Below are 26,759 nucleotides of genomic sequence, written 5' to 3'. Positions count from 1 at the left end.
CCGCTTCGGTCGGCCGGCCCTCTATCCGGTGATCGCGTCGACCGCGGCGAGGATGCGCTCGAGGTCCTCCGGCCGCGACAGGCGGTGGTCGCCGTCCTTGACGAGCGTCAGCACCACATCGTCCTCGTGCAGCCGCGAGACGAGGTCGAGCGCATGCCGATAGGGCACGTCGGTGTCGGCGACGCCCTGCAGGATGTGCACCGGGCAGCCGACCTCGATCGGCCGGTCGCCGAAGAGATGCCGCCGGCCGTCCTCGATCAGGCCCTGCGTGATCAGATAGGGCGTGCCCGAATAGGCGCTCGGCCGCCGCCAGGCGCCGGTCTCGATCAGCTCGGCCCGCGCCGCTTCGGGCATCGCCGACCACATCAGCGCCTCGGTCATATCGGTCGCCGGGGCGATCAGCACCAGCCCGGCGATCCGCCGGTCGCCCGCCGCGGCGAGCGCGCGGGCGAGCAGGAGTGCGATCCAGCCGCCCATCGAGGAACCGATCAGAACGGCGGACTCCGTGACATGACGGTCGAAGACGGCGCGCGCCTCCTCGAGCCAGCGCGTGATCGTGCCGTCCTCGAAGGCGCCGCCCGATGCCCCGTGGCCGGAATAGTCGAAGCGGGTCATCGCCCGCCCGGTCGCCCCGGCATGGGCGGCGAGCGCCTCCGCCTTCGAGCCGGTCATGTCCGACATGAAGCCGCCGAGGAAGACGAGGCCCGGCGCCCGGCCGTCACGGTGCCGCAGCGCGATCGTGCGGGCCGCCGCCCCCTCGCCGACCACGATCCGCTCGTCGCGCTCGTCCATGTCCGTCCTCCGCCTGCCGCCGCGCTGTGCCGATCGCGTAACACGGAGCGGCTTTCCGGCCAATCCGGGGTCGATCGCCGCGGTCGTCCTTGACTTTTACGGATCGATCGCCGACTTTTCCATTTCGGTCCGGTCCGGACGCGTACGAGCGCGCCCGTGGTGCCTCGTCGCCCAGCGGCGGGGCTGTCCGCGTTAAGAAGTCGGATCGTTCCGGAGCAACGACCAGGAGAAGCACCCATTCGTCGTCCGTTCAGAGCCCCGCCGCCCACCAAGGAAGGTCCGAGGGTCAACCGCGAGATCCGCGGCGTCCGTGAAGTTCAGTTGATCGATGATGCCGGGCAGAACATCGGTGTCGTGCCGATTCAGGAGGCACTCGACGCCGCGGCCGAGGCCGGCCTCGATCTCGTCGAGATCGCCCCCAATTCCGAGCCGCCGGTCGTCAAGATCCTCGATTTCGGCCGCTTCAAATACCAGACGCAGAAGAAGGCCGCCGAGACCCGCAAGAAGCAGAAGGTCGTCGAGGTCAAAGAGATCAAGATGCGTCCGGCCATCGACGATCACGACTACGACGTCAAGATGAAGGCGATCCGCCGCTTCTTCGAAGAGGGCGACAAGGTCAAGGTGACGCTGCGCTTCCGCGGCCGCGAGATGGCGCATCAGCATCTCGGCATGAAGCTGCTCGAGCGGGTGCGCGACGAGACCGCCGAGATCGCCAAGGTCGAGGCCGAGCCGCGGCTCGAAGGCCGCCAGATGGTGATGGTTCTGGCGCCGCGATAAGCGGCGCCTCTCGCACCGCCGCCGGGCCGATCCGCGCCCGGAGCCTCGTCTCTCTCGCCCGCCTTCATCGTCGGGATGGCGCGGTGCATCGCCATGGCCGGCCCGGGCCCGGCCACCGCCGTCTTCGGCGTCGGTCGACAGAGGGATGGCGGGAATGCCGGCCGCGTCCGGCGGCGCACGCCATAGCGAGGCCGGGCGCTTTCGCCGTCCGCCCTCATCCCCCGAAGCCGCCCCCCCCCCCCGGCTGTGGCGACCTTCCCTTCATCGGCGCCCGTCCGTGCGGGGATGGCGCGGCGTCGGGCGGCGCGGCTTTCCCCCGGCGGGCCGGTCCGCGCGGCCGGCGTGGCGGAGCGGCGCCGGACGACGGAGCGCCGCCTCCGCCCTTGTCTCTTTTCCATGACATCGCTATAACGCCCGCCGTTCCGAGCCGCCCGGCTTGAGAGCATCGCTTGCGATCGCTCGAAGGGCATGCCGTGGCGGCTCTCGAATGCTCAAGAGCCGGATCGCCGTCTCTCTGCCGCCCGCAAGGGGCGGAGCGGGACGGCTTCTTCAGTTCCGGCGCAGATCAAAGGTAGCAAAATGCCCAAGATGAAGACCAAGAGCGGCGCGAAGAAGCGCTTCAAGCTCACGGGAACCGGAAAGATCAAGGTGCAGCAGGCCGGCAAGCGGCACGGCATGATCAAGCGCACCGCGAAGTTCGTCCGCAACGCGCGCGGCACCACCGTGCTCGCCGAGCAGGACGCGAAGATCGTCAAGCAGTACATGCCGTACGGCTGAACCGCTCCTTCGACGATCATCCCTTTTTCGGAGACCATGAGACATGGCACGCGTCAAGCGGGGCGTCACAGCGCACGCCCGTCACAAGAAGACCCTCAAGCGCGCCGAAGGCTTTCGCGGCCGGCGCAAGAATACCATCCGCACGGCGAAGGCGGCGGTCGACAAGGCCGCACAGTACGCCTATCGCGACCGCAAGACCCGGAAGCGTAACTTCCGCGCCCTGTGGATCCAGCGGATCAACGCCGCCACCCGCGAGCTCGGCCTGACCTATGGCCGATTTATCGACGGCCTCGCCAAGGCCGGCGTCGAGGTCGACCGCAAGGTGCTCGCCGACATCGCCGTGCGCGAGCCGGCGACGTTCGCCGCGCTGGTCGACAAGGCGAAGGGCGCGCTCGCGGCCTGAGGCTGCGATCGACGTTCACCCAATCCGGACTTGACCGGGGCCCGCACCTTGAGGCCTGTGTCGCGGAACGCGGCACGGGCGGGATCGCGGTCCGCCGAGCCTTTCCTCTCGGACCGCACGTAACGGCCGTCACGACGAGGAAGACATGTCGGATCTCGATCAACTCGAGCGCCAGATCCGCGGCGATATCGACGCCGCCGCGGACGAAGCGGCGCTCGAAGCCGTGCGCGTCGCCGCGCTCGGCAAGAAGGGCTCGGTTTCCGAGCGCCTGAAGGGCCTCGGCGGCATGACGCCGGACGAGCGCAAGACGATGGGGCCGGCCCTGAACGGCCTGCGCAACCGCATCGCCGCCGCGCTCGCCGACCGGCGCGAAGCGCTGAAGCGGGCCGGCCTCGCCGCCCGCCTCGCGGCCGAGGCCGTCGACGTCACCCTGCCGGTGCGCCTGGGCGGCCTCGCCGAAGGCCGCATCCATCCGGTCAGCCAGGTGATCGACGAGATCACCGCGATCTTCGCCGATCTCGGCTTCTCCGTCGCCGAGGGGCCGGACATCGAGACGGACTATTACAATTTCACCGCGCTCAATTTCCCGGTCGGCCACCCGGCGCGGGAGATGCACGACACCTTCTTCCTGCCGCCCGACGCGGCGGGCGAGAAGCTGGTGCTCAGGACCCACACCTCGCCGGTGCAGATCCGCTCGATGGAACGCGGCACGCCGCCGATCCGTGTCATCTGCCCGGGACGGACCTACCGCAACGATTCCGACCAGACCCACACGCCGATGTTCCATCAGGTCGAGGGCCTCGTCATCGATACGGAGAGCCATATCGGCCACCTGAAATGGGTGCTCGAAGAGTTCTGCAAGGCCTTCTTCGAGGTGCCGAAGGTGTCGATGCGGTTCCGGCCGAGCTTCTTCCCCTTCACCGAGCCGTCGATGGAGGTCGACATCCAGTGCGACCGCCGCGGCAACGAGGTGCGCTTCGGCGAGGGCGATGACTGGCTCGAGATTCTCGGCTGCGGCATGGTCCACCCGAACGTCGTGCGGGCCGGCGGCTTCGATCCGGACGTCTACCAGGGCTTCGCCTTCGGCATGGGCATCGACCGCATCGCCATGCTGAAATACGGCATGCCGGACCTGCGCGCCTTCTTCGAGGCCGATATCCGCTGGCTGAAGCACTACGGCTTCCGCCCGCTCGACCTGCCGTCGCTCGTCGGAGGGCTGTCCTCGTGATCGGGCTCGAAAGGCGCGGTCACGCCCCGGCCCCCCATCCCCCGCGCGGGAAGGGGGCGGACCGGCTCGGCGTCTTGAGCGTCGCCACCGATGCGTGCACCCTTCTTCCCTCCCCCCTTGTGGGGGAGGGTCAGGGTGGGGGGACGCCGTCCATGGCGAGAAAGCCGCTGTCGAAAGCCATGCGCGGGCGGGCCAGACGCCTGCGCCGGGAGATGACCGAGGCAGAGTGGCGGCTCTGGTATCAGCTGCGCGGCCACCATTTCGAGGGACTCGGCTTCCGTCGTCAGTCGCCCATGGGGCCCTATGTGCTCGACTTCGTCTGCCACGAGCAACGGATGGTGATCGAGGTCGACGGCGGTCAGCACGGCACGGGTGCCGGGCGGCCGCGCGATGTCCGCCGCGACGCCTGGCTCGCCGAGCAGGGCTATCGTGTGCTGCGCTTCTGGAATGCCGACGTGATCGACAACATCGAGGGCGTGCTCCGCACGATCGCCGACAGCTTGATGCTTCCCCCCACCCTACCCTCCCCCACAAGGGGGGAGGGTTTCGGAGACGGCGGGCCGGAAGCGGGAGAGACCGACCGATGAAATTCACCCTGTCCTGGCTGAAGGAGCACCTCGAGACCGGGGCGAGCCTCGCCGAGATCACCGAGGCGCTGACGCGGGTCGGGCTGGAGGTCGAGGGCGTCGACGATCCCGCCGCGCGGCTCGCCGGCTTCTCGATCGCCCATGTCGTCTCGGCGGAGCAGCACCCGAACGCCGACCGGCTGCGCGTCTGCATGGTCGACACCGGCGCGGGCGAGCCCGTGCAGGTCGTCTGCGGCGCGCCGAACGCGCGGGCCGGCATGAAGAGCGTGTTCTCCCCGCCCGGCACCTACATTCCCGGCAAGGGCATCACGCTCGCGATCGGCACGATCCGCGGCGTCGAAAGCCGCGGCATGCTGTGCTCCGCCGCCGAGCTCGAGATTTCGGAGGATCACGACGGCATCATCGAGCTGCCGGCGGATGCGCCGGTCGGCACGCCCTATGCCGCCTATGCCGGGCTCGACGATCCGGTGATCGACATCGCCATCACGCCGAACCGGCCGGACTGTCTCGGCGTCGCCGGAGTCGCGCGCGATCTCGCCGCGGCCGGTCTCGGCACGGCGAAGACCCCCGCGGTCGCGCCGGTCGAGGGACGCTTCCCGGCGCCCGTCTCCGTGACGCTCGATTTCGGCGACGGCGAGCCGCTCTCGCCCGCCTTCGCGCTGCGGCTCGTCCGCGGCGTCAAGAACGGCCCCTCGCCCGACTGGCTGCAGAAGAAGCTCCGCGCGATCGGGCTCAGGCCGATCAATGCGCTCGTCGACATCACCAATCTTCTCACCTTCGACCGCAACCGGCCGCTGCACGTCTTCGACGCGGCGAAGGTCAAGGGCGATCTGACGGTGCGGCGCGCCCACGCCGGCGAGACGCTGCTGGCGCTCGACGGCCGTACCTATACGCTCGACGAGACGATGTGCGTCATCGCCGACGAGAACGGCGTCGAATCGCTCGCCGGCATCATGGGCGGCGAGGCGACCGGCTGTTCCGAGACGACGACCGACGTGCTGATCGAATCGGCGCTGTGGGAGCCGCTCTCGATCGCCCGCACCGGCCGCGCGCTCGGCATCAACAGCGATGCGCGCTACCGCTTCGAGCGCGGCGTCGATCCGGCCTTCACCGTGCCGGGCCTCGAGCTCGCCACCCGGCTGGTGCTCGACCTGTGCGGCGGCGAGCCGAGCGAAATCGTCGTCGCCGGCGCGGTGCCCGAGCCGCGCCTGTCGATCGCCTTCCCGGTCGCCGAGGTGAAGCGCCTCGCCGGCATCGATCCGCCGGCCGACGAGATCGCCCGCGTGCTCGGCGCGCTCGGCTTCGGCGTATCGGGGGAGGCGCCCGCCTTCACCGTCGCGGTGCCGTCCTGGCGGCCCGATGTCGAGGGCAAGGCCGATCTGGTCGAGGAAGTGGTGCGCATCCTCGGGGTCGACGCGGTCCCGTCGACCCCGATGCGCCGCGCGGAGGGCGTCGCGAAGCCCGTGCTCACCCTGCCGCAACAGCGCGAGCGGCGGGCGAAGCGGGCGCTCGCCGCGCGCGGTCTCGTCGAGGCGGTGACCTGGTCGTTCATCACGCGCAAGGCCGCGCAGGCTTTCGGCGGCGGCGCCGAGGCGCTCGTGCTGTCGAACCCGATCTCGGCTGACATGTCGGACATGCGGCCGAGCCTGGCGCCCGGCCTGCTCCTCGCCGCGCAGCGCAACGCCGACCGCGGCAGCGCCGATCTCGCGCTGTTCGAGGTCGGCCAGGTGTTCCGCGGCGTCCGCCCGCAGGACCAGTCGACCGCCGCGGCCGGGATAAGGCGCGGCAGCGCAGGCCTCGCGGGCGGCGGCCGGCACTGGCGGGCGAAGCCGGCCTCCGTGTCGGTCTACGATGCGAAGGCGGATGCGCTCGCGCTGCTCGATGCGCTCGGCGCGCCGGTCGACAAGATGCAGATCGTCGCCGGCGGGCCGGACTTCCTGCATCCCGGCCGTTCGGGCACGATCCAGCTCGGGCCGCAGACGGTGATCGGCTGGTTCGGCGAGTTCCACCCGCTGACGCTCGAGGCGCTCGACGTCGCCGGCCCGCTCGCCGGCTTCGAGCTGATCCTCGACCGCATCCCGGCGCCGAAGGCGCGGCCGACCCGCACCAAGCCGGCGCTGGCGCTCTCCGCCTTCCAGCCGGTGGTGCGCGACTTCGCCTTCGTCGTCGATCGCGGCGTCGAGGCGGCGAAGATCGTCCGGGCGGCGGAAGGCGCGGACCGCAAGCTGGTCGCCGAGGTCGCGGTGTTCGATCTGTTCGAGGGCGCCGCGCTCGGCGCCGACCGCAAGTCGGTGGCGATCGCGGTGACGCTGCAGCCGACCGACCGGACGCTGACCGAGGAGGAGATCGACGCCGTCTCGGCGAAGATCGTGGCGCAGGTCGCCAAGGCGACCGGCGGCACGCTCAGGAGCTGACGCGACAAGGCCCGGCCGCCGGCCGGGCCGCCCAGCCGAAGGAGCGGCGATGCCGGACTATCGCGTCCACGGCCATTCGATCGTCTCGGACGACGACTGCATCACCGACGCCTCCGGCCTCATGCCCGAGGCGCTGCGCAACGATGCCGACTGGGCGCACTTTCAGGCCGAACTCGACCGCGCCGCGGTGATCGTGCTCGGCCGCAAGGGACACGAACAGAACCCCAACCCGAAGCGGCGGCCGCGTCTCGTCGTGTCGTCGAGCGCGCGCGGCATCGAGCGTCGGGCGGATGGCTGGTGGTGGAACCCGGCCGACGTGCCGCTGCTGCAGGCGATCATTCGGGTCGCGCCGCAGGGCGGCATCGTCGCCGTGCCCGGCGGCCGGCTCGTCAACGACCTGTTCCTCGAACTCGGCTTCGACGCCTACCATCTGGTGCGCAAGCGCGGCGTCCGCCTGCCGGGCGGGGTGAAGATCTTCACCGGCGTCAACGAAGCGGGCGGCGCCGAGGCGCTGCTCGCGCGGCACGGGCTGACCCCGGCGGCCCCCGTCGTGCTCGATGCCGCGGCGGCGGTGTCGCTGACGGTCTGGCAGCGTTAGGCGGAGGGTCCGGAGGAGATCCGGACCCCGCCGCGTCAGTGCACGCTCACCGTCTCGAGGTCGTGCTCGCGGGCGTTCATCTCGATCGCGTCGCGATTGTCGGCGACCATCAGCGGCGTGCCGGCGGCGTCGAGCAGGGCGAACAGTCTGAGGCCGGGCGCGAGCGCAGGCGCCTGCGGGAAGTAGCGCGGCAGCTCCTCGGAGCGGAATTCCTTGACGAAGGCGATCTTGCCACCGCCCAGTTCGGCGAAGCCCTGCGTGTCGAGGGTCTGGTACTCGGTCATGTTACACTCTCCTCATCTGAGCGAGACGATCGGCATCCTCAGTCGCGGACGTCGATGGCGATCTTCTTGACGACGCGCTCCGGAACCGGCCGCGCGAGGTCGACGGCGAGCAGGCCGTCCCTGAGTTCGGCACCGAGAACCTCGATGCCCTCGGCGAGAACGAAGGTGCGCTGGAACTGCCGCGCGGCGATGCCGCGATGCAGATAGACCCGCGTCGGATCCTCGCTCTGACGGCCACGGATCAGCAGCTGGTTCTCCTCGACGGTCACCTCGAGCTGATCCCGCGAGAAGCCCGCGACCGCGAGCGTGATGCGCAGCATCTCGCCGCGCGTCTCGGTCTTGGCGAGCCGCTCGATATTGTAGGGCGGATAGCCGTCGCCCGCCGTCTTCGTCACACGGTCGAGCGCCCGCTCGATCTCGTCGAAGCCGAGCAGGAGGGGGCTGGAAAAACCGGATACGCGCGTCACACGAGTCCTCCGAGAAGCGACCTCGCCGCCCCATGCCCTCGGGAGGCACACGGAGCGGACGCACAAGATATGGTCGGATGGCACGGCCGGTTCAAGATTGGGCGCACCGTCCGACCGACAGCGCGCGAGGTGGACGGCAGGCGGCCGAAATGCGAGACTTCGTGCACCCCAGCCCGAGCAAGGCCGACCCCGTCGGGAGACGCCGCCCCTGTCGGAGGACGCTGCGATGAGCCACATCGCCAACAGTCCCCGCACCCGCACCCGTCAGAAGACGGAGCGGCCGCGGCTCCACAAGGTCATTCTCGTCAACGACGATTTCACGCCGCGCGAGTTCGTCACCAAGGTCTTGAAGGCCGAGTTCCGGATGAGCGAGGACACGGCCTACAAGGTGATGATCACGGCGCATCGCCGCGGCGTGTGCGTGGTCGCGGTCTATGCGAAGGACATCGCCGAGACCAAGGCGACCCGCGCCACCGATGCCGGCCGGGCCGAGGGCTATCCGCTCCTCTTCACCACCGAGCCGGAGGAATAGGCCTCAGGCGGTCGCCGTCGCGGCGGCGCGGGTCCGGCTCTCGACATAGGCGCGCCAGCCGCCGAACTCGGTGATCTCGCGCGCGCCTTCGAGGCCCGCCGGCTCGCAGATGAAGCCCGACACCTCCGAGCCGTCGTCGAGCGTCAATTTGCCGATGCCGAGCGGCTTCGGGATACCCGCCACGAAACGGGCGAAGCCCTCCGGCGTCAGCGACCAGATCTCGAGCGCGATGCCCGGTCCGGCGAAGCCCGGCGCGCGCGCCAGTCCCGGCTTCGGCGGCACCGTGCCGGCAAGGGCATAGAGCCGATAGTCGGGCGCCGTCGTCCCGGTGCGCACCAGCCGGCCGCCGAGCGCGGCGAGTTCGCGGTTGAGCGGCATGCCGGAGAGATGCGCGCCGACCACCGCGATCGGCAGACGGTCCTCCGAAGGCGCGGCGACCGGCGGAGGCGTCAGGGCGAGGTCGAGCCCGCTGCCGCAGCCGGCGGCCCGGTGCAGCGCCGCGGCGAAGGGGGCGAGCGCCTCGTCGCTGTCGCGCGGGCCGACGAGCTGCACGCCGAAGGGCAGGCCGTCCGCGGTCAGCCCGGCCGGCACGGCGATCGCGGCGCAGCCGAAGAAATTGGCGAAGTTGGTGAACCGGCCGAAGCGGGCATTGAGGGCGATCGGGTCCGCCATCATGGCGGTGACGGTCTGGATGTCGGGCGAGGTCGGCAGGAGGAGCGCGTCCACCTTCGCCCATTCCGCCTCGGCGCGGCGGCGGTGGCCCTCGAGCGCATAGAGGCCGCGGAAGGCATCCGCCGCGCTCATGCCGCGCGCGCCGGCGATGATGGTGCGCACGGTCGGATCCATCTCCGCCTCGTGCCCGGCCATGAAGGCTTCGACCGCGGCGAGCCGCTCGGCGACGAAAGGCCCCTCATAGAGCAGCGCCGCGGCCTCGCGGAAGGGCCGGTAGTCGAACTCGACGATCTCCGCGCCGAGCTCGGCCGCCCGCCCGATCGCCGTCTCGTAGAGCGAGCGATAGGCGTCGTTGCCGAAGAATTCACGCTCGGCAGCAGCCGGCACGCCGAGCCGCAGCCGGGCCGGCAGCGCCGTCGTCCCGAACCGGCGGGCATAGATGTCGGCCGCGTCGAAGCCCTCCATCACCCGCCGCGCCTCGAGACCGTCGGCGACATGGGCGGCGAAAACGCTGACCACGTCGATCGAGCGGCAGGCCGGCACGAGACCCGTGGTCGAGACGCGGCCGGGCGAAGGCTTGATACCGACGATGTTGTTGAAGGCGGCGGGCACGCGGCCGGAGCCGGCCGTATCGGTGCCGAGCGCGAAGGCGGCGACGCCGGCCGCCACGGCGACGGCGGAGCCCGACGAGGAACCGCCGGAGACATAGTCCTCGTCGAACACCGAGCGCGGCGCCCCATAGGGCGAGCGCGTGCCGTTGAGGCCGGTGGCGAACTGGTCGAGATTGGTCTTGCCGACGAGGAGCGCGCCGGCCGCCTCGAGCCGTGCGACGACCGTCGCGTCGGCCGATGGCTGGTAGGCGAAGGCGGGGCAGGCGGCCGTGGTCGGCAGACCGGCGGCGTCGATATTGTCCTTGACCGCGAAGGGCAGGCCCCAGAGCGGCAGGCTGTTCGGCTCGGGGGCACGGGCGACGAGATCGGCCGCCGCGGCCCGCAGCGCCGCATCGGGCACGCGGCTGATGAAGACGGCCGGATCGGTCATCGCCGCGAGCCGCTCGATCAGCGCCTCGACAAGGGCGGCAGGGGTCAGCCCGTCGGCATAGAGCGCCCGCAGCGCATCGAATGCGAGAATGCGGGGTAGCGTCATGTCGGGCTCTCCACTCGTCGTCCTCGATCGGCCGCGCACGTCTCTCGGGGCGCTCGCGATCCGCGCCGATCATCCTTACATTGCATTGCGAAACGACCAAGAGGCCGCACGAGCTTTCCCATGGCGAGACGGGCCGGAAGCGCCGATCTGCCGCTGCACGGCGGCCGGGTACCGCCCTGGCTGGCGGACCGCATGACACGGCTCGGCGCGGTGATCGCCGAGGCCATCGTGCATCATTACGGCCGCGACGAATTGCTGCGGCGGCTCGCGCATCCCTTCTGGTTCCAGTCCTTCGGCGCGGTGATGGGGATGGACTGGCATTCCTCCGGCATCACGACGAGCGTGATCGGCGCGCTGAAGCGCGGCCTCACGCCGCTGTCGGGCGAACTCGGCGTGCATGTCTGCGGCGGCCGCGGCCGCCATTCGCGCAAGACGCCGGACGAGCTGACGGCGATCGGCGAGCGCGTCGGCTTCGACGGCGCCGCGCTCGCCGCCGCCAGCCGGCTGGTCGCCAAGGTCGACAGCGCCGCGGTGCAGGACGGCTTCGATCTCTATCTGCACGGCTTCATCGTCGCCGATGACGGCCAATGGGCGGTGATCCAGCAGGGCATGAACGACGAGCGGCGCCAGGCGCGCCGCTATCACTGGCTGTCCGAGGGGCTGACGAGCTTCGTCGACGCCCCGCACAGCGCGATCGACGGCCCGGGCCAGGGCGAGATCGTCAATCTGACGGACCGGCGGGCCGAACGTTCGCGCCGCGGCCAGATCGAACTGCTCGCGACGCTGTCGCCCGAGGGGATCGCCCGCGAATACGGCCGGCTCGAACCTCGGCTCGCTCCGAAGGCCGCGCCCGCGCGGGAGCCCTCGCCGCAGCTCGTCCTGCCGCATCTCGTCATGCCGGCGCACCACGACGTGCGGGCGGAGGACGTTCTGGCGCCGCGGCTCGCCGCCAGCCTCGCCGCGGCGGCCGACCGCGGCCCGGCCGATTTCGCCGATCTCCTCGCCGTCCCCGGCGTCGGCGCCCGCACGGTGCGCGCGCTCGCCCTCGTCGCCGAGGTGGTGCACGGCGCGCCCTGCCGCTTCACCGATCCGGCCCGCTTCTCATTCGCCCATGGCGGCAAGGACCGGCACCCCTTCCCGGTCCCGATCGCGGTCTACGACCAGACGATCGGCGTGCTCAAGGACGCGGTCGGCAAGGCCCGGCTCGGCGCCGACGAGCGGCTCGCCGCCCTGAAACGGCTCGACGATCAGGCGCGCACCCTCGAGCGGCGGGCCGGCCCTTCCGTCGAGACGGTGATCGCCGAGGAACGCGCCCGCTCGCACGCCTATGGCGGCCGCAGCGTGTTCGGCTGGGAGAAGCCGCCCGCGACGGAGGCGAAGGAGCGCTGAATGAGCGGAAGCGACGTCGAGGTGGTGGTGATCGGCGGCGGTGCGGCCGGCATCGCGGCGGCCCGCCGGCTGCACGAAGCGGGCGTCGACACGCTGCTGGTCGAGGCGCGCGACCGGCTCGGCGGCCGCGGCTACACCATCGCGGACGGGCGAGGCCACGCGATCGATCTCGGCTGCGGCTGGCTGCACTCGGCGGACCACAACCCCTTCGTGGCGATCGCGGAAGCGCAGGGGGCCGTGATCGACCGGACGCCGCCGCCCTGGAGCCGGCCGATGCCGCAGCCCGGCTTCAACCTCGCCGACCAGGAGGCCTTCGGCGAAGCCTTCGAGGCCTTCGATGCCGGCATCGCGACGATCGGCGAGACCGGGCCGGACCGGCCGGCGGCCGCCTTCCTCGAACGGGGCGGCCGGTGGAACGCGCTCCTCGACGCGGTGAGCGGCTATTACAGCGGCGCGCCGCTCGCCCGCGTCTCGGCCCGCGATCTCGACCGCTACGTGGACGAGGGGGTCGACTGGCGCATTCCGGCGGGCTATGGCGCGGTGATCGCGGCGCACGCCGCCTCTCTGCGGGTCGCGCTGGGGCGGGCCGTCGAGACGATCGACCATTCCGGCCGGCGGCTCACGATCGAGACGGCGGACGGCCCGATCCTCGCCGACCGGGTGATCGTCACCCTGCCCGCGAGCCTGATCGCCGAAGAGGCGGTCCGCTTCCGCCCCGCCCTGCCCGACAAGGTCGAGGCGGCCCGCGGCCTGCCGCTCGGCCTCGCCGACAAGCTGTTCCTGACGCTCGAGGCGCCGCAGGCCTTCGCGCCGGACAGCCGGCTGATCGGCCGGCCGGACCGCACGGAGACCGCCTCCTATCATATGCGGCCCTTCGGCCGGCCGCAGATCGAGGTCTATTTCGGCGGCGATCTCGCCGATGCGCTGGAGGACGAGGGCGAGGCCGGCTTCGTCGACTTCGCCCGCGCCGAGCTCGTCGGGCTGTTCGGCGCCGATTTCGCGCGCCATATCGCGCCGCTCGCCCATCACGGCTGGCGGCGCGATCCGTTCGCCCGCGGCGCCTATTCCTATGCCCTGCCCGGCCGCGCGGACGACCGCGCCCGGCTCGCGGCGCCGGTCGACGGCCGGCTGTTCTTTGCCGGCGAGGCCTGTTCGCGGCACGATTTCTCGACCGCGCACGGCGCGCTGCGCACCGGCCTCGCCGCCGCCGAGGCGCTGCTCGCCATGCGTGCCGGCGCCGGAGCGTGAGGCCTCGAGGGCTGAGGCGTGACGGCCCGGAGGCGTCAGAACGCCACCATGCCGCCGTCTATACCGACATCGGCGCCGGCCATGAAGGACGATCCGGCCGAGCAGAGGAAGAGGATCACCGCCGCCACCTCGTCCGCCTCGGCGAAGCGGCCGATCGGCGTCAGCTTCAGGAAGGCGGCGCGCTGCTCGTCGGTGACGTCGCGCTGGATCCCGGTCATCGTCGTGCCGGGCGACACCGAATTGATCTGGATGTTGTCGGCGGCATATTGCACGCCCGCCTGCCGGGTGAGCGCGAGCACCGCGCCCTTCGAGGCGCAGTAGGCGGCGGCGTCGCGCAGGCCGATATGCGCGGCGGTCGAGGCGACATTGACGATCTTGCCGCGCCTCGCGGCGACCATCGCCGGCAGCACGGCGCGCATGCCGAGCCAGACACCCTTCGCGTTGATGTCGAGGATGCGGTCCCATACCGCCTCCGGCACCTCCGCCGCCCGGTCGCCGGGCACCGCGATGCCGGCGGAGCCGACGAGGATGTCGATCCGGCCGTGCCGGCCGAGCACGCCGCTCGCGACGTCCTCCCAGCCGGCCGCGTCCCGCACGTCGAGCGCGGCCGCCTCGGCCCGCCCGCCCGCGCGCTCGATCTCCGCCGCGGTCTCGGCCGCCGCGACGACGTCGAGGCAGACGACCGTCGCGCCGCCCCTCGCGAGGCCGAGCGCCGTCGCCTTGCCGATGCCGCTGCCGGCGCCGGTGACGAGGGCGATCCGCCCGGCGAAATCGAAGGACGGAGCGGCGAAGGGGGGCGCCGGCGGAGAGGACGGAGCGGATGTGGGAGCGGTCGTCATGGAGCCTCCTCGGCGGGCAGATGCGAAGCGAGAATAGGATAGACATCTGACCTCTGATGGGCTTGGATGGCAAGCGCCGGCTTCGCTCCATGCGTCGCCGCCGTTCCGCCCGATGAGAGGACCTCATGCGCGCCGACGTGCACCGCTTCAGCCTCACCGATCCCGGCGATGTCTCCGGCCTCGCCGCGGCGATCGCGGCCGGTCGGATCGACCCGGCGACGATCGTCGCGGTGATCGGCAAGACGCCGGGCAACGGCCTCGTCAACGACTACACGCGGGGCTATCTCACCCTTTCGCTCGCTCTCCTGATCGGCGGCGCCACCGGCGAGACGCCGGACGCGGTGCGCGCCCGCGTGCCGTTCGTCTTCTCGGGCGGGGTCGAGGGCGTCCTGTCGCCGCATTACAGCGTCTTCACGGTGGTTGCCGATGCCGCGCCCGCTCAACCCGGCGTGCCGGCGCTCGCCGTCGGCGTCGCCTTCACGCCGGAGCTTTCGCCTTCCGATATCGGCCGGCAGGCGCAGATCGACGCGACCGCCGCCGCGGTCGACGCGGCCATGGCGCAGGCGAAGATCGCCACGCCGGCGGACGTGCATTTCGTCCAGGTGAAGGGCCCCGCCTTCACGCTCGCCGACATCGTCGCGAGCGCCGCGGCCGGCCGCCCGGCCGCGACCGACAATCCCGGCAAGCTGATGGGCTTCGGCCGCGCCGCCTCGGCACTCGGCGTCGCCGGAGCCCTCGGCGAAGTGCCGGCGGAGCGCGCCGTGGAAAGCGCGGTGTTCAAGGATTTCTCGCTCTTCTCGGCGGTCGCCAGTATCTCGGCCGGGGTCGAGGTGCGGACGAACGAGGTGATCGTCGTCGGCCTCAGCACCGCCTGGTCCGGCCCGCTCACCATCGGCCACCGCACCATGGCGGATGCACTCGACATCGGCGCGGTGCATGCGCTCGCCGGATCGCTCGGCTTCACGCCCGGCGTGCAGATCGCGGCGGACGAGGCGGCGCGCATCCGGGCGGCCTTCGTCAAATGCGAGGCGGCGCGCGACGGCCTCGTGCGGGGCCGGCCGCACACCATGCTCAATGACGGCGACATCGACCAGCAGCGCCATATCCGCGGCGCGGTCGGCGCGATCGTCGCGAGCGTGCTCAACGACACGGCACTGTTCGTCTCCGGCGGCGCCGAACATCAGGGGCCGGACGGCGGCGGCACCATCGCCGTGATCGCCGAGCGGCACTGAGGCGGCGATGACGCGCTCCGGCCGCCCCCGCATCGTCGTCGCCGGCGCCGGCATCGCCGGCAGCCTGATCGCCGATGCGCTCGGCGCCGATCCGCGCGTCGAGATCCTCTGCCTCGAACGCGCGCAGGCCGTCGACCATGCCGAGGCCGGCACCGGCCTCAACATCGGCCCCAACGCGATCGCCTGCCTCGCCGCGCACATGCCGGAGCGGGCGGCCGCGATCGTGCGCGCGAGCCTGCCCTGGCGGCGCTGGACGATCGCGCTCACCGATGGCGCGCCGCTGTTCGATCTCGACCTTTCCGACGTCGCCGATCACGCCGGCATCCGCATCCGCTGGGCCGAGCTCTACCAGCTCCTGCGCGTCCCCCTCGGCCATCGCGTCATCTATGGCGCGGAACTCGTCTGCGCCGGGCCGGGCCGCGACGGCCGGCCGATGCTCGCCTGGCGCGACCGCTGCCGCAGCGACGTCGAGACGATGAGCGGCATCGACCTCCTGATCGGTGCCGACGGGCGCTATTCGCGCGTGCGCACCGGCTTTTTCGGCGAGGATGCGCCGCGCTTCCTCGGCGTCTGCCTCTATCGCCTGCTCTTTCCGGTCGGCGAAGACTGCCCGATCGACGATTACGGCCAGTGGTTCAACGGGCCGAACCGGCTGCTCGCCTATCGGGTACCCGGCGGCTTCGTCTACTGCGCCGGCTCCTTCCCGATTCCCCCCGACGCGCCCGTGCCGGAGGCGATGAAACGGCCGGAGGCGCTGCGCGCGGCCTATACGCCGCAGAGCGGGTCACTCTCGGCCGAAGCGGGCTTCCTCGTCGCGGCGATCGAACGCCATACCGACGAAATCCACTGGGCCCGGCTGCAGGACGGCACGATCCATTTCGGCGCCGCCGGCGTGCTGCTCGTCGGGGACGCCGCCCATCCGATGGTGCCGACGCTCGGTCAGGGCGCCACCCAGGCCGTCGAGGACGCCTGCGTCGCCGTCGAGGAAATCCGCGCCGCGCTCGATACGGGCAGGCCGCTCGCCGAGGTGCCCGCCCGGGTCGCCGCGCGGCGCGCGGCGCGCGTCCGCTTCGTCGTCGATTTCTCGCGCGAGGCGACCGACACGATGCTCGCCGGCGCCGATCCGCGCGCCGGGACGTTGAAGAAGAGGGAGCGGCCGTTCATGGAGAAGCTCGAACGGCTCTATCGCGACGTGCCGTTACCGGCATGACCGAGCCCCCGCTCTTCGCGCTCTCCGCCGCCGCGCTCGCCGCGGGCTATCGCGCCGGGACTTTCTCGCCGGTCGACGTGCTCGAGGCGGTGCTCGCCCGCCGCGACGCGGTCGATCCGGCGATCAATGCCGTCGTCGCCCTCGACCGCGCGGGCGCGCGGCGCGCCGCGGGAGCCTCCGCCACTCGCTGGCGAGCGGGCGAGCCCGCCTCGCCGCTCGACGGCGTTCCGGTCTCGATCAAGGACAATCTCTTCCTCGCCGGCCTGCCCGCCCGCTGGGGCAGCCGGCTCTACGAGGATTTCGTGCCGGAGGCGGACGAACCGCCGGTCGCGCGGCTGCGCGCCGCCGGGGCAGTGCTGTTCGGCAAGACCAACGTGCCGGAATTCACCCTCGAGGGCTACACCCGCAACGCCCTCCTCGGCACCACCTTCAATCCGATCGCGCCCGGCCGGACGCCCGGCGGCTCGACCGGCGGCGGCGCCGCGGCGGTCGCCGCCGGCATCGGCCCGATCGCCATCGGCACCGATGGCGGGGGGTCGCTGCGCCGGCCCGCCGCCCATTGCGGTCTCTTCGCGCTCAAGCCGTCGATCGGCCAGGTGGCGCGCGACGGCGGCTTCCCCGCCCTGCTTTCCGATTTCGAGGTGGTCGGCCCGGTCGGACGGACGCTCGACGATGTCGCCCGCGCCTTCGCCGTGCTGCGGGGACCGGACGCCTGCGATCCGCGCACGCTCGCCACGCTCGCCGAACCGCCGGACCGGCCGATGCCGCTGCGCATCGCCCATCTGCCGACGATCGGCGACGCGCCGGTCGACGCGCCCATCCGCGACGCAGTGGAGACCGCCATCGAAGGCCTGCGCGCAGCCGGGCACACGGTCGTCGCGGTCGCGCCGCCCTTCGATGCGGAGGCCGCCGCCGCGGCCTGGGGCGCCGTCGCCGGCATCGGCCTCGCCGCCCATCTCGGCACCATTCCGGGGGCGCTCGACCGCGTCGGGCCGAACGCCCGGGCGATCGCCGAGGCGGGCGCCCGGCGCGGCGCAGGCGAGCACGTCGCCGCGCTCGCCCATGCCGCGGCGCTCCGTGCCGCCTTCGGCCGCTTCTTCTCCGACTACGACCTCCTCGTCACGCCGACCACCGCGGCGCTCGCCTGGCCGGCAGAAACCGCCTATCCGCCGGAGATCGACGGCCGGCCGGTCGGGCCGCGCGGCCATGCGGTCTTCACCGGCTGGGTCAACATCGCCGGCCTGCCCGCCCTCTCCGTGCCGATCGGCACGACGGCCGAGGCGGGCGGCATCGGCCTGCAGCTCGTCGCGCCGCACGGCATGGACCTCTGGCTGCTGCGCGTCGCGGCCGGCCTCCTCGATCCACGGCAGCAGAAGGGAACGACCGCATGAACGTGCTCCTCACCGGCGGCGCCGGCCTTCTCGGCATGGCGCTCCGGCCGCTCCTCGCCGCCCGGGGCCATCGCGTCACCGCGACCGACGTCACCGATTACGGCCGCGGCGACCGCGATCTCGCCGTGCTGCCGCTCGACGACCGCGCCGGCTTCGAGGCGCTCGTCGCGCGCGACGGCATCGAGGCGATCATCCATTGCGGCGCGATCTCGGGTCCGATGCTCTTCAAGGGCCAGCCGGTCGAGATCGTGCAGGTCAATATCGACGGCACGGCGATGCTGCTCGATCTCGCCCGCATCGCCGGCATGCGCCGCTTCGTGTTCTGCTCCTCGATCAGCGTCTATGGCGATGTCGGCCCGGCGCGGATCACCGAGGCGACGCCGCTCCGGCCGACCTCGGTCTATGGCGCGACCAAGGTCGCCGGCGAACAGCTGATCCGCGGCTTCGCGGCGGAATACGGCCTGTCGGGCGTCGCGCTCCGCATCGCCCGCGTCTATGGCCCCTATCGCCGCGCCAACTGCCATCTCGGCAATCTGGTCCGCGACGCGCTCGCCGGGCGGCCGACCGAGATCCCCTGCGACCCGGCCTTCCCCTATCACTATGTCTATGCCGACGATGTCGCCGAGGCGATGATCGCCGCGCTGGAAGTGCCGACCCTGCCCGACTTCGAATACAATGTCGGCACCGGCGTCGCCCACACCATGCCCGAGATCGCGGCGATCGCGCGGGGCGCGCTTCCCGGCGCCGATCCCCGGCTCGTGCCCGGCGCCGACGACGTGCCGGACAGACAGACCGAATTCGACGTCGCGAAGATCGCCCGCGAGCTCGGCTGGCGCGCCCGCTTCGACCTCGCCGCCGGACTCGCCGACCATCGCCGCCATGTCGAGGCCGGCGCGGCCGCCTGAGCGCCGCCGTCCCCGCCTCTCCGCCCACCGGCCCGGCGCGATCCGGGCCGCCATGAGGATCCCGTCCCGATGAGCCTCGCCGACCACGCGACGCCGCTGCTCGCCCCCGATTCCCCGCTCGACGCGCGCTCGCGCGACATCGTCCGCGCCCTGTTCGAGAAGGAGGCGGCGCGCATCAAGGCGCTGCCGAACGACGATCCGCTCAATCCGATCCGCCGCCGCCGGGTCGAGATCACCCGCACCGAGATCGAGGGCCAGCCGGAGCGGCTGCGAACGACGCTCGAGACGCAGCGCGACGCGGTCGCGGCGATCGCCGCCTCGCTCGCCAGGCGCCCGCCGAAGCGGATCTATCTGACCGGCTGCGGCGATTCCTATGCGGTGATGGTGGCCGCGCGGGTGCTCCTCGAAGAAGGTTTCGGCGTCGCCTGCGAGCCGATGCAGGCCCTCGACCTCGCCTATTACTTCCACGCCCCGATCGATGCCGACACGCTCGTCGTCACCCTCTCCTCGACCGGCACCACCACCCGCACCGTCGAGGCGATGCTGCGCGCCCGCGCGCTCGGCGCCCGCACGCTCGCGCTCTCCAACACGCCGGGCTCGACCCTGATGGTCGAATCGGACGAGGCGCTGCTGATCCATGCCGAGCGCAAGGGCTGGCCGACCCAGGCGAGCACGGCCGCCTTCGGCCTGCTCGCGGCGCTCGCCATCGCCGTCCTCGCGGCGCGCGGCGGCGATCCGGCGCGCGTCGACGCGCTCACCCGTGCGCTCGATGCCGTGCCGGACCAGATCGCCGCCGTGATCGCCCGGCACGAGGCGGAGATCGCGACGATCGCGGCGCGCGAGGCCGAGCGGTCGATCTATCTGTTCTGCGGCGGCGGCCCGTCCTTCGCCTCGGCCTTCTTCGGCGCGGCGAAGATCAAGGAATGCACGCCCGATCATGCGCTCGCCATCCCGCTCGAGGAATATCACCACTACCAGTCGCAGAAGCGCGGCGATCCACTCTGGCTGATCGCGCCCGCCGGGCTCTCCGTGCCGCGGGCGCGCGATACGGCCGAAGAGGGGCGCCGGGCCGGCGGCACGATCTATACGGTGGCGACCGAGGGCGATCCGACCTTCGACGCGCTGTCGGACGCCGTGCTCTTCCTGCCGCCGATGCTCGAGCGGCTCGCCCCGCTCGTCTACACCGTGCCGGTCCAGCTCTTCGCCTATCACGTCGCGATGACGAAATTCGCCCGCGCCGACGAGGCGGCGGGATGAGACCGCCGCGGCTCGTCTGCCTCGGCAACATCACCTCGGACGACATCGTCCTGCCGGACGGCACGACGAAACGCCGCGCGGGCGGCGGCGACGCGCTCTATGCCGGCTTTGCCGCGCGGGCGATCGAGCCGACGGCCGAGATCGTCGCGCCCATCGGTCACGACCTGCCGGAGACGACGCTCGCACGCCTGCGGGAGCGGGGCTTCTCTCTCGCCGGCCTGCCGGCGCGCGCCCGGCCGACGCTCCACGTCGCCGTCGAATACCTCCCCGACGGCGAGCGGGCCTGGACATTCCACCACACGGAGGAAGATTTCCTCGACCTCTCCCCGCTGCCCGCCGACATCCCGGACGCCTATCGTAGCGCCGAGGCCTTCCTGATCCTCGCCATGAGCCTTCAGGCGACCGAGGCGCTCGCCGGTCATCTGGCGCCGCTTCCCGGTCTCGTCGCCCTCGATCCGCAGCAGGACTACATCCCCGGCAATGAGGACCGGGTCCGCGCCGTGCTCGGCCGGCTCGACGTGTTCCTGCCGAGCGCCGTCGAGGTGCGCCGCCTGACCGGCAGCACCGACTGGCCGGCCGCCGCCCGGCAGCTCGCCGCACTCGGCCCGCGCCTCGTCGTCGTCAAGCTCGGCGCCGCGGGCTGCTTCATCCATGATGCCCGCAGCGGCCGCGATCTCACGGTGCCGGCCTTTCCCACCGCGCCGGTCGACACCACGGGCGCCGGCGACAGCTTTTCGGGCGCCTTCATGGCCGCCCTCGTCGGCGCGCCGGACGATCTCGAGGGCGCGGCGCATGCCGGCGCGGCCGCCGCCTCCTTCACCATCGCCGATTACGGCACCGCCGGCATCATGGCCGCCGACCCCGCGGCGATCCGCGACCGCTGGCTCGAGGACAGGAAGGAGACGCGCTGATGGACTTCGCACGCGATCTGATCGGCTATGGCGCCAACCCGCCCGATCCGAAATGGCCGGGCGGCGCCCGCGTCGCCGTCAACTTCGTCCTGAACTATGAGGAAGGGTCGGAATACTCCTTTATGGACGGCGACGGGCATTCCGACATCTTCCTGACCGAGATGGCCGCCTCGCCCGTGAAGCGCGGCGACCGCGATCTCGCCGCCGAATCCATGTTCGAATATGGCGGCCGGGTCGGCTTCTGGCGGATCATGCGGCTCTTTTCCGAGCGCGGCCTGAAGCTCACCGTGTTCGCCTGCGCCCTCGCGCTCGAGCGCAATCCCGCTGCGGCGGAAGCGATCAGGGCCGCGGGGCACGATATCTGCTGCCATGGCTGGCGCTGGATCGAGCACTACAAGCTGAGCGAGGACGAGGAGCGCGACCATATCCGCAAGGCCGTCGCGAGCCTCGCGAAGACGATGGGCGAGCGGCCCTATGGCTGGTACTGCCGCTACGGGCCGAGCATCAACACCCGCCGCCTCGTCAGCGAGGAAGGCGGCTTTCTCTATGACAGCGACGCCTATAACGACGAACTGCCCTATTACGTCGAAGAAGGCGGCCGGCCGCATCTCGTCGTCCCCTACAGCCAGGCGAACAACGACACGAAATTCACCAACGGCCTGTTCGCGACGAGCGAGGATTACTTCGCCTTCCACCGCGACGCCTTCGACATGCTCTACGAAGAGGGTGCGACCCAGCCGAAGATGATGTCGGTCGGCCTGCACTGCCGGCTGATCGGCCATCCGGCGCGCGCCCGCGGCCTCGCCCGCCTGCTCGACCATGTCGCCGCCCACAAGGACGCCTGGGTGGCGCGCCGCATCGACATCGCCCGCCACTGGCTCGACCACCACCCGGCCTGAGCGGGAGCGCCGGCAGCGTATCGCTTCGTCGTCCCGGCCGGAGCCGGGACGACGAAGAAGGGTCTCACGTCACGTCGAACTTCCAGGCGCCGTGCCGGTTGCGGCCGCGGGCGTTGCGCAAGCCGACGACGATCAGCGCCAGCACGGTCACGACATAGGGGATGAGCTGCAAGAGCTGCGGCGCCGCGCCGGTCATCTGCGGCAGGCGGACCGACAGCGCCGTCGCCGTCCCGAAAAGCAGCGCGACGAGCGCGGTCGGATAGGGCCGGCCCTTGGCGAAGAAGATCGCCGCGAGCGCGATCAGGCCCCGCTCATTGGTCATCTTGTTCGCGAACAGCGAGACATAGCCGAGCGACAGATAGGCTCCGGCGAGGCCGCAGAACACACCCGACAGCAGCATGGTCTGCACCTTGATCCGCTCGACGCGAATGCCGGCGGCGAGCGCGGCATCCTCCGCCTCGCCGACGACCCGGACGCGCAGGCCCCAGCGGGTCCGGTAGAGCGACCAGGCGACCACCGGAACACAGAGATAGGCGACATAGACGAGGAGGGTGTGGCCGCTCAGCACCCGGCCGAGCACCGGGATATCCTTGATGAAGGGGATGGCGATCGGCGGGAAGTTCGGGATGGTGTTCGAGGAGAACACGCCCTCCTCGCCGAGAATGCCGCGCAGCAGGAGCGCGGTGAGGCCATAGGCGAGGAAGGTGACGGCGACGCCGGCGATGAAGATGTGCGCCCGGAAGCGCAGGTTGAAGAGGGCGAGCAGCCCCGCCATCACCACCGCGCAGGCGACGCCGCCGGCGACCGCGATGGTCAGGCTGCCGGTCGCATAGGCTATGGCGATGGCGGCGAAGGCGGCGACGATCATGAAGCCGTCGAGCGCGATGTTGAGCATGCCGGCCTGATAGGTGAGCAGGCCCCCCATCGCCGCGAAGATCAGCGGCGTCGAGATGCGGATGGCGGAGAAGGCGAGATCGGCATCCATGGCTATTCCTCCTTCGGCGCGGCGGGGGCGGCATGCGCGGGCGGCGCCTTCCGGCGCGACCCGAGAAAGGCCCAGGAGAACTGGGCGGCGAGGATCAGGACGATGATGAACTGCAGCACCTGGACGAGGTATTTCGACAGTCCGGTCATCATCTGCAGCACGGCGCTGCCGCCGTTCAGCGCACCGAACAGGAAGGCGGCGAGCACGACGCCGACCGGGTGGAAATTGGCGAGCATCGCAACGGCGATGCCGTCGAAGCCGTAGCCGGGCGAGAAATTGTCGTAGAAGGCGCGGTATTCGCCGAGAACCTGTTCCGCCCCGCCGAGCCCCGCAATGCCGCCCGAGAGCATCATGACGAGGACCGCCTGCAGCGGCACCCGGATTCCGCCGTAATAGGCGAAGCGCGGGTTGAGCCCCATGATCTTCCACTCGAAGCCCTTCTTCGTGCCGCCGTTCACCACCGCGAAGACCAGGCAGAGCACGAGCCCGATGACGAAGCCGGCATTGACCTGCGAATAGAGCGAGAAGGTCGGCAGCGCCGCGGTGTCGGCGATGTCGGGCAGCTTGTTGGTCGGTCCCGGCGCTTTCAGGAGGTGGGTCGAGACATAGCCCGACAGCAGGAGCGCGATCGGGTTGAGCATCAGGCAGACGACGAGCTCGTTGAGATTGAGCCAGACCCTGAGCAGCGCCGGCAGCAGCGCCCAGGCGAGGCCGCCGGCAAAGGCGGCGATGAGCGCGAGCGGGATGTGCAGCGCGGTCGGCAGGTCGACCGCATAGCCGACGATGCCGGCGGCGAGCGCCCCCATGATCATCTGCCCCTCGGCGCCGATGTTCCACAGCCCGGCGCGGAAGGAGATCGCCACCGCGAGCCCGGTGAAGAGCAGCGGGCTCATCATCTGCAGCGTGACGAGGAAGTTCGGCCAGCCGACGAGGCTGCCGTGGACGAGGATCGAATAGACCTCGATCGGGTTCTCGCCGAGCGCCAGCACCAGGAGCCCGCCGACGAGGACGGCGATCGCCACCGCGACGAGCGGCTGGACGAGCGGTTTGACGAGCCCGGCGAGCGGGAAGGACGGCGCGGCGTCGAGAGCCTCAGTGGACATGGTCGGCGGCCTCGCTGACGCTGGCGGCTGCTGCGGGCGGCGCCTCCTCGAGACCGCCCATATAGCGGCCGACCGTTTCGGGATCGGTCTCGGAGGCGACGAGGTCGGCGACGATCCGGCCGCGATAGATGACGAGGATGCGGTCGGAGAGCGAAAAGATCTCGTCGAGATCGGCCGAGACGACGAACACGGCGCGTCCGGCGTCGCGCATCTCGACGAGCGTGCGGTGGATCGATTCGATCGCGCCGATGTCGACCCCTTGCGAGGGCTGTTCGGCGATCACGAGCCGCGCGTCGCGGGTCAGCTCGCGGGCGATCTGCACCTTCTGCTGATTGCCGCCGGAGAGCGAGCCGGCCGGCTTGTCGAGCGTCGCGCCGCGCACGTCGAAGCGCCGGATCAGCTCGGCCGCGCGCGCCCGTGCCGCCTTGATGGCGAGGAACGGACCGCGGCCGAATTCCTCGATATGGCCGACGGTGAGGTTCTCCCAGATGCCGCTCGCGAGCGACAGGCCGACGCCGCCGCGATCGGCGGGGACGTAGGCGAGGCCGGCGGCGCGGTTTCTCCGCGGATCGGCGACCGCCTTCGTGCCGCAGATCTCGACCGAGCCGGCGACCGGCCGGCGCAGGCCCGCAATGCACTCGACGAGCTCGTCCTGGCCGTTGCCCTGGACACCGGCGAGGCCGACGATCTCTCCCGAGCGGACCGCGAAGGACAGCCCGTCGACGGCCGCCTCGCCGCGCTCGCCGCGCGCCTCCAGCCCGTCGACCTTGAGGAGCACCTCGTCGCGCGCCTCGGCCTTCGCCTTCTTGACGCGCAGGAGCACCGAGCGGCCGACCATCAGGCCGGCGATCTCCTGCGCGGTGACGCCCTCATTGTCGAGCGTCGCGACGATGCGGCCCTGCCGCATCACCGAGATTCGGTTCGAGACGGCGAGCACCTCGCGCAGCTTGTGGGTGATGAAGACGATCGAATGGCCGCTCTCGGCGAGGGTGCGCATGGTGGCGAAGAGTTCGCGCGTCTCCTGCGGGGTGAGCACGGCGGTCGGCTCGTCGAGGATGAGGATCTGCGCCTCGCGATAGAGCGTCTTCAGGATCTCGACGCGCTGGCGCAGTCCGACCGGCAGCGCGCCGACGACCGCGCGCGGATCGAGATCGAGCCCGAAGCGGCGGCTGATCGCGGCGGTGTCGCGCTCCGCCCTCGCCCGGTCGATGCGGCCATAGCCGGCGAGCGGCTCCGAGCCGAGGATGATGTTGTCGGCGACGGTGAAGGAGGGCGCCAGCTTGAAATGCTGATGCACCATGCCGACGCCGGCGGCGATCGCCTCGGCGGGCCCCGAGAAGGTGACCGGCCGTCCGAACAGCTCGATCGTGCCGGCGTCGCGCGGCAGGAGGCCGTAGAGAATGTTCATCAGCGTCGACTTGCCGGCGCCGTTCTCACCGACGATCGCGTGCACCTCGCCGCGGCGGACGGTGAGCGAGGCGTCGTGGATCGCCGTGAAATCGCCGAAGCGCTTGACGACGCCGCTGATCGACACGACGTCGAGCGGGGTCTCGGACATGGCGGAGTCCTCCCGTGTGCGGCCGCGGCGTTGCCGCCGCGGCCGGGCCGAGCTTCGGGCGGATTACTTCGCGTTCGCGACCGAGGGCGGCGTCGCCATCGGCGGCGTGCCCATCTCCTTCTGCCCCGGCGTCAGGTCGAAATAGTTCGGCACGACGATCTCGCCGGAGAGGATCTTCGCCTTCAGCGTGTCGACATCGGCGAGCACGGCATCGGCGATCAGGCCCTTGTTGTTGTCGTCCATCGCGGCCGCGACGCCGTCCTCGGCGAGACCGTAATACTTCACCTCACCACCCTTGAAGGTGCCGTCCGAGACCGACTTCACCATGTCGTAGGCCTGGTTGTCGACGCGCTTCACCATCGAGGTGAGCACATTGCCCGGCGCCATGTAGTTCTGGTTGGAATCGACGCCGATCGCGAAGGTCTTGGTCTCCTTCGCCGCGTCGATGACGCCGGCGCTCGTCGCGCCCGCCACCGCGAAGTTGATGTCGGAGCCCTGGTTGATCAAGGCGAGCGTGTATTCCTTGCCGGCGGCCGGATCGGTGAAGGTGCCGGAATAGCTCTCGAACACCTCGGTCGCCGGATTGGCCATCTTCGCCCCGTAATAGTAGCCGACGAAGAAGCGGTGGATGATCGGGATGTCCTTGCCGCCGACAAAGCCGATCTTGCCGGTCTTCGTCGTCTTCGCCGCGATCCAGCCGACGAGGAAGGAGCCTTCCCAATCCTTGGTGACGGTCGAGACGATGTTCGGGCCGAGCGGATCGGGGCCGACATCGACGAGGCCGAACTTCTGGTCCGGGAAGGCCTTCGCCACTTCCTGCATGGGCTTGATCATGTCGAAGGACGAGCCGACGATGATGTCGAAGCCCTGCGCCGCGGCGCGGGCGATCGCCGACTGGAACTCCGAAACGGCGCGCGGCTGGACGACGACATATTCGGCGTCGAAGTCCTTCTCGGCGCGCTTCATGCCCTCGACCATCATGTCGTTGAACGACCGGTCGCCGAGGCCGGATTCGGAGGTGATCATCGCGACGCGCAGCTTGGCCTGCGCCGCGCCGGAGGAGAGGAGGGCCGCCGCAAACGCCGCGGCGGCGCCGAGCTTCAGGATCGACTTCAGCATGGAGTTCCCTTTCTTCGATATCTCTGGAAGGCAGTC

Annotated in this window: 26 protein-coding genes; 17 read left to right on the top strand and 9 right to left on the bottom strand. The window is 71.1% G+C overall.

What is annotated here, in order from left to right:
* Positions 1-21: 21 nt before the first annotated feature.
* The gene (locus GGQ63_RS10640; protein ID WP_183855571.1) at positions 22-792 is read right to left on the bottom strand and encodes an alpha/beta hydrolase; all 771 of its coding nucleotides are present in this window, start codon (positions 790-792) and stop codon (positions 22-24) included.
* 237 nt (positions 793-1,029) lie between these two features.
* On the opposite strand from GGQ63_RS10640, the gene infC reads away from it, so the two are divergent.
* The 7 genes from infC to GGQ63_RS10605 all read left to right on the top strand — a co-directional run bounded on the left by infC (position 1,030) and on the right by GGQ63_RS10605 (position 7,576).
* Positions 1,030-1,569: a translation initiation factor IF-3 gene (gene infC / locus GGQ63_RS10635; RefSeq protein ID WP_183856163.1), complete on the top strand. Its 540-nt coding sequence runs from the start codon at positions 1,030-1,032 to the stop codon at positions 1,567-1,569.
* Between the two features lie 579 nt (positions 1,570-2,148).
* Entirely contained in the window at positions 2,149-2,346 is a 198-nt protein-coding gene (rpmI, locus tag GGQ63_RS10630) for a 50S ribosomal protein L35 (RefSeq protein ID WP_183855569.1), read from the top strand.
* A gap of 43 nt (positions 2,347-2,389) precedes the next feature.
* Positions 2,390-2,749 carry a 50S ribosomal protein L20 gene (gene rplT / locus GGQ63_RS10625; RefSeq protein WP_183855567.1) on the top strand — a complete coding sequence of 120 codons (360 nt, stop codon included), beginning with the start codon at positions 2,390-2,392 and terminating at the stop codon, positions 2,747-2,749.
* Positions 2,750-2,894: 145 nt separating this feature from the next.
* On the top strand, positions 2,895-3,977 hold the full coding sequence (gene pheS / locus GGQ63_RS10620; protein ID WP_183855565.1) for a phenylalanine--tRNA ligase subunit alpha: 1,083 nt from the start codon (positions 2,895-2,897) through the stop codon (positions 3,975-3,977).
* Between the two features lie 152 nt (positions 3,978-4,129).
* Complete coding sequence (locus GGQ63_RS10615) at positions 4,130-4,564, top strand: endonuclease domain-containing protein (RefSeq protein ID WP_183855562.1); 435 nt, start codon at positions 4,130-4,132, stop codon at positions 4,562-4,564.
* Positions 4,561-6,978 (top strand): phenylalanine--tRNA ligase subunit beta, encoded by a 2,418-nt coding sequence (gene pheT, locus GGQ63_RS10610; protein WP_183855560.1) that lies wholly within the window; start codon positions 4,561-4,563, stop codon positions 6,976-6,978. Before GGQ63_RS10615 ends, pheT begins: the two co-directional genes overlap by 4 nt.
* A gap of 49 nt (positions 6,979-7,027) precedes the next feature.
* Positions 7,028-7,576, top strand: coding sequence for a dihydrofolate reductase family protein (locus GGQ63_RS10605; protein ID WP_246429725.1), 549 nt, complete (start codon positions 7,028-7,030; stop codon positions 7,574-7,576).
* 35 nt (positions 7,577-7,611) lie between these two features.
* Here GGQ63_RS10605 and GGQ63_RS10600 read toward each other — a convergent pair whose 3' ends face one another.
* Both GGQ63_RS10600 and GGQ63_RS22020 read right to left on the bottom strand, forming a co-directional pair.
* Positions 7,612-7,860: a BQ00720 family protein gene (locus tag GGQ63_RS10600; protein WP_183855558.1), complete on the bottom strand. Its 249-nt coding sequence runs from the start codon at positions 7,858-7,860 to the stop codon at positions 7,612-7,614.
* 38 nt (positions 7,861-7,898) lie between these two features.
* Positions 7,899-8,327 carry an Hsp20 family protein gene (locus GGQ63_RS22020; protein WP_183855556.1) on the bottom strand — a complete coding sequence of 143 codons (429 nt, stop codon included), beginning with the start codon at positions 8,325-8,327 and terminating at the stop codon, positions 7,899-7,901.
* Positions 8,328-8,553: 226 nt separating this feature from the next.
* On the opposite strand from GGQ63_RS22020, the gene clpS reads away from it, so the two are divergent.
* On the top strand, positions 8,554-8,859 hold the full coding sequence (clpS, locus tag GGQ63_RS10590; protein WP_183855554.1) for an ATP-dependent Clp protease adapter ClpS: 306 nt from the start codon (positions 8,554-8,556) through the stop codon (positions 8,857-8,859).
* A gap of 3 nt (positions 8,860-8,862) precedes the next feature.
* Here the strand turns inward: clpS and atzF are convergent, their stop codons facing one another.
* Positions 8,863-10,677 carry an allophanate hydrolase gene (gene atzF / locus GGQ63_RS10585; protein ID WP_183855552.1) on the bottom strand — a complete coding sequence of 605 codons (1,815 nt, stop codon included), beginning with the start codon at positions 10,675-10,677 and terminating at the stop codon, positions 8,863-8,865.
* Positions 10,678-10,797: 120 nt separating this feature from the next.
* On the opposite strand from atzF, the gene GGQ63_RS10580 reads away from it, so the two are divergent.
* Complete coding sequence (locus GGQ63_RS10580) at positions 10,798-12,066, top strand: DUF763 domain-containing protein (RefSeq protein WP_183855549.1); 1,269 nt, start codon at positions 10,798-10,800, stop codon at positions 12,064-12,066.
* Positions 12,067-13,314, top strand: coding sequence for a flavin monoamine oxidase family protein (locus tag GGQ63_RS10575; protein ID WP_183855547.1), 1,248 nt, complete (start codon positions 12,067-12,069; stop codon positions 13,312-13,314).
* Positions 13,315-13,349: 35 nt separating this feature from the next.
* Here the strand turns inward: GGQ63_RS10575 and GGQ63_RS10570 are convergent, their stop codons facing one another.
* On the bottom strand, positions 13,350-14,153 hold the full coding sequence (locus GGQ63_RS10570) for an SDR family NAD(P)-dependent oxidoreductase (RefSeq protein WP_183855545.1): 804 nt from the start codon (positions 14,151-14,153) through the stop codon (positions 13,350-13,352).
* Positions 14,154-14,278: 125 nt separating this feature from the next.
* Between GGQ63_RS10570 and atzD the strand changes: the two genes are divergently transcribed.
* The 7 genes from atzD to GGQ63_RS10535 all read left to right on the top strand — a co-directional run bounded on the left by atzD (position 14,279) and on the right by GGQ63_RS10535 (position 21,958).
* On the top strand, positions 14,279-15,385 hold the full coding sequence (gene atzD / locus GGQ63_RS10565) for a cyanuric acid amidohydrolase (protein WP_183855543.1): 1,107 nt from the start codon (positions 14,279-14,281) through the stop codon (positions 15,383-15,385).
* Between the two features lie 7 nt (positions 15,386-15,392).
* Positions 15,393-16,595, top strand: coding sequence for an FAD-dependent oxidoreductase (locus tag GGQ63_RS10560; RefSeq protein ID WP_183855541.1), 1,203 nt, complete (start codon positions 15,393-15,395; stop codon positions 16,593-16,595).
* On the top strand, positions 16,592-17,986 hold the full coding sequence (locus GGQ63_RS10555; RefSeq protein WP_183855539.1) for an amidase: 1,395 nt from the start codon (positions 16,592-16,594) through the stop codon (positions 17,984-17,986). The genes GGQ63_RS10560 and GGQ63_RS10555 overlap by 4 nt, the downstream gene beginning before the upstream one ends.
* Positions 17,983-18,891 carry an NAD-dependent epimerase/dehydratase family protein gene (locus GGQ63_RS10550; protein WP_183855537.1) on the top strand — a complete coding sequence of 303 codons (909 nt, stop codon included), beginning with the start codon at positions 17,983-17,985 and terminating at the stop codon, positions 18,889-18,891. The genes GGQ63_RS10555 and GGQ63_RS10550 overlap by 4 nt, the downstream gene beginning before the upstream one ends.
* A gap of 69 nt (positions 18,892-18,960) precedes the next feature.
* Positions 18,961-20,148 (top strand): SIS domain-containing protein, encoded by a 1,188-nt coding sequence (locus GGQ63_RS10545; protein ID WP_183855535.1) that lies wholly within the window; start codon positions 18,961-18,963, stop codon positions 20,146-20,148.
* Positions 20,145-21,059: a carbohydrate kinase family protein gene (locus GGQ63_RS10540; protein WP_183855533.1), complete on the top strand. Its 915-nt coding sequence runs from the start codon at positions 20,145-20,147 to the stop codon at positions 21,057-21,059. Before GGQ63_RS10545 ends, GGQ63_RS10540 begins: the two co-directional genes overlap by 4 nt.
* Positions 21,059-21,958, top strand: coding sequence for an allantoinase PuuE (locus tag GGQ63_RS10535; RefSeq protein WP_183855530.1), 900 nt, complete (start codon positions 21,059-21,061; stop codon positions 21,956-21,958). Before GGQ63_RS10540 ends, GGQ63_RS10535 begins: the two co-directional genes overlap by 1 nt.
* 64 nt (positions 21,959-22,022) lie before the next feature.
* Here the strand turns inward: GGQ63_RS10535 and GGQ63_RS10530 are convergent, their stop codons facing one another.
* From GGQ63_RS10530 to GGQ63_RS10515, 4 genes are all read right to left on the bottom strand, one after another.
* On the bottom strand, positions 22,023-22,943 hold the full coding sequence (locus tag GGQ63_RS10530; protein WP_183855528.1) for an ABC transporter permease: 921 nt from the start codon (positions 22,941-22,943) through the stop codon (positions 22,023-22,025).
* A 2-nt stretch (positions 22,944-22,945) separates the two neighbouring features.
* Positions 22,946-24,046, bottom strand: coding sequence for an ABC transporter permease (locus GGQ63_RS10525; protein ID WP_183855526.1), 1,101 nt, complete (start codon positions 24,044-24,046; stop codon positions 22,946-22,948).
* A complete protein-coding gene (locus GGQ63_RS10520; RefSeq protein ID WP_183855524.1) occupies positions 24,036-25,604 on the bottom strand; it encodes an ABC transporter ATP-binding protein in 1,569 nt (522 codons plus the stop codon). Before GGQ63_RS10520 ends, GGQ63_RS10525 begins: the two co-directional genes overlap by 11 nt.
* Before the next feature lie 63 nt (positions 25,605-25,667).
* Entirely contained in the window at positions 25,668-26,723 is a 1,056-nt protein-coding gene (locus tag GGQ63_RS10515; RefSeq protein WP_183855522.1) for a BMP family lipoprotein, read from the bottom strand.
* Between the last annotated feature and the right edge of the window lie 36 nt (positions 26,724-26,759).

Origin of the sequence: Prosthecomicrobium pneumaticum (genome assembly GCF_014199915.1) — a bacterium.
GTDB classification, from domain to species: Bacteria; Pseudomonadota; Alphaproteobacteria; order Rhizobiales; family Kaistiaceae; genus Prosthecomicrobium; species Prosthecomicrobium pneumaticum.
The sequence above is the reverse complement of the archived record's forward strand: the minus strand, read 5'-3'. Positions and strand labels throughout refer to the sequence as shown.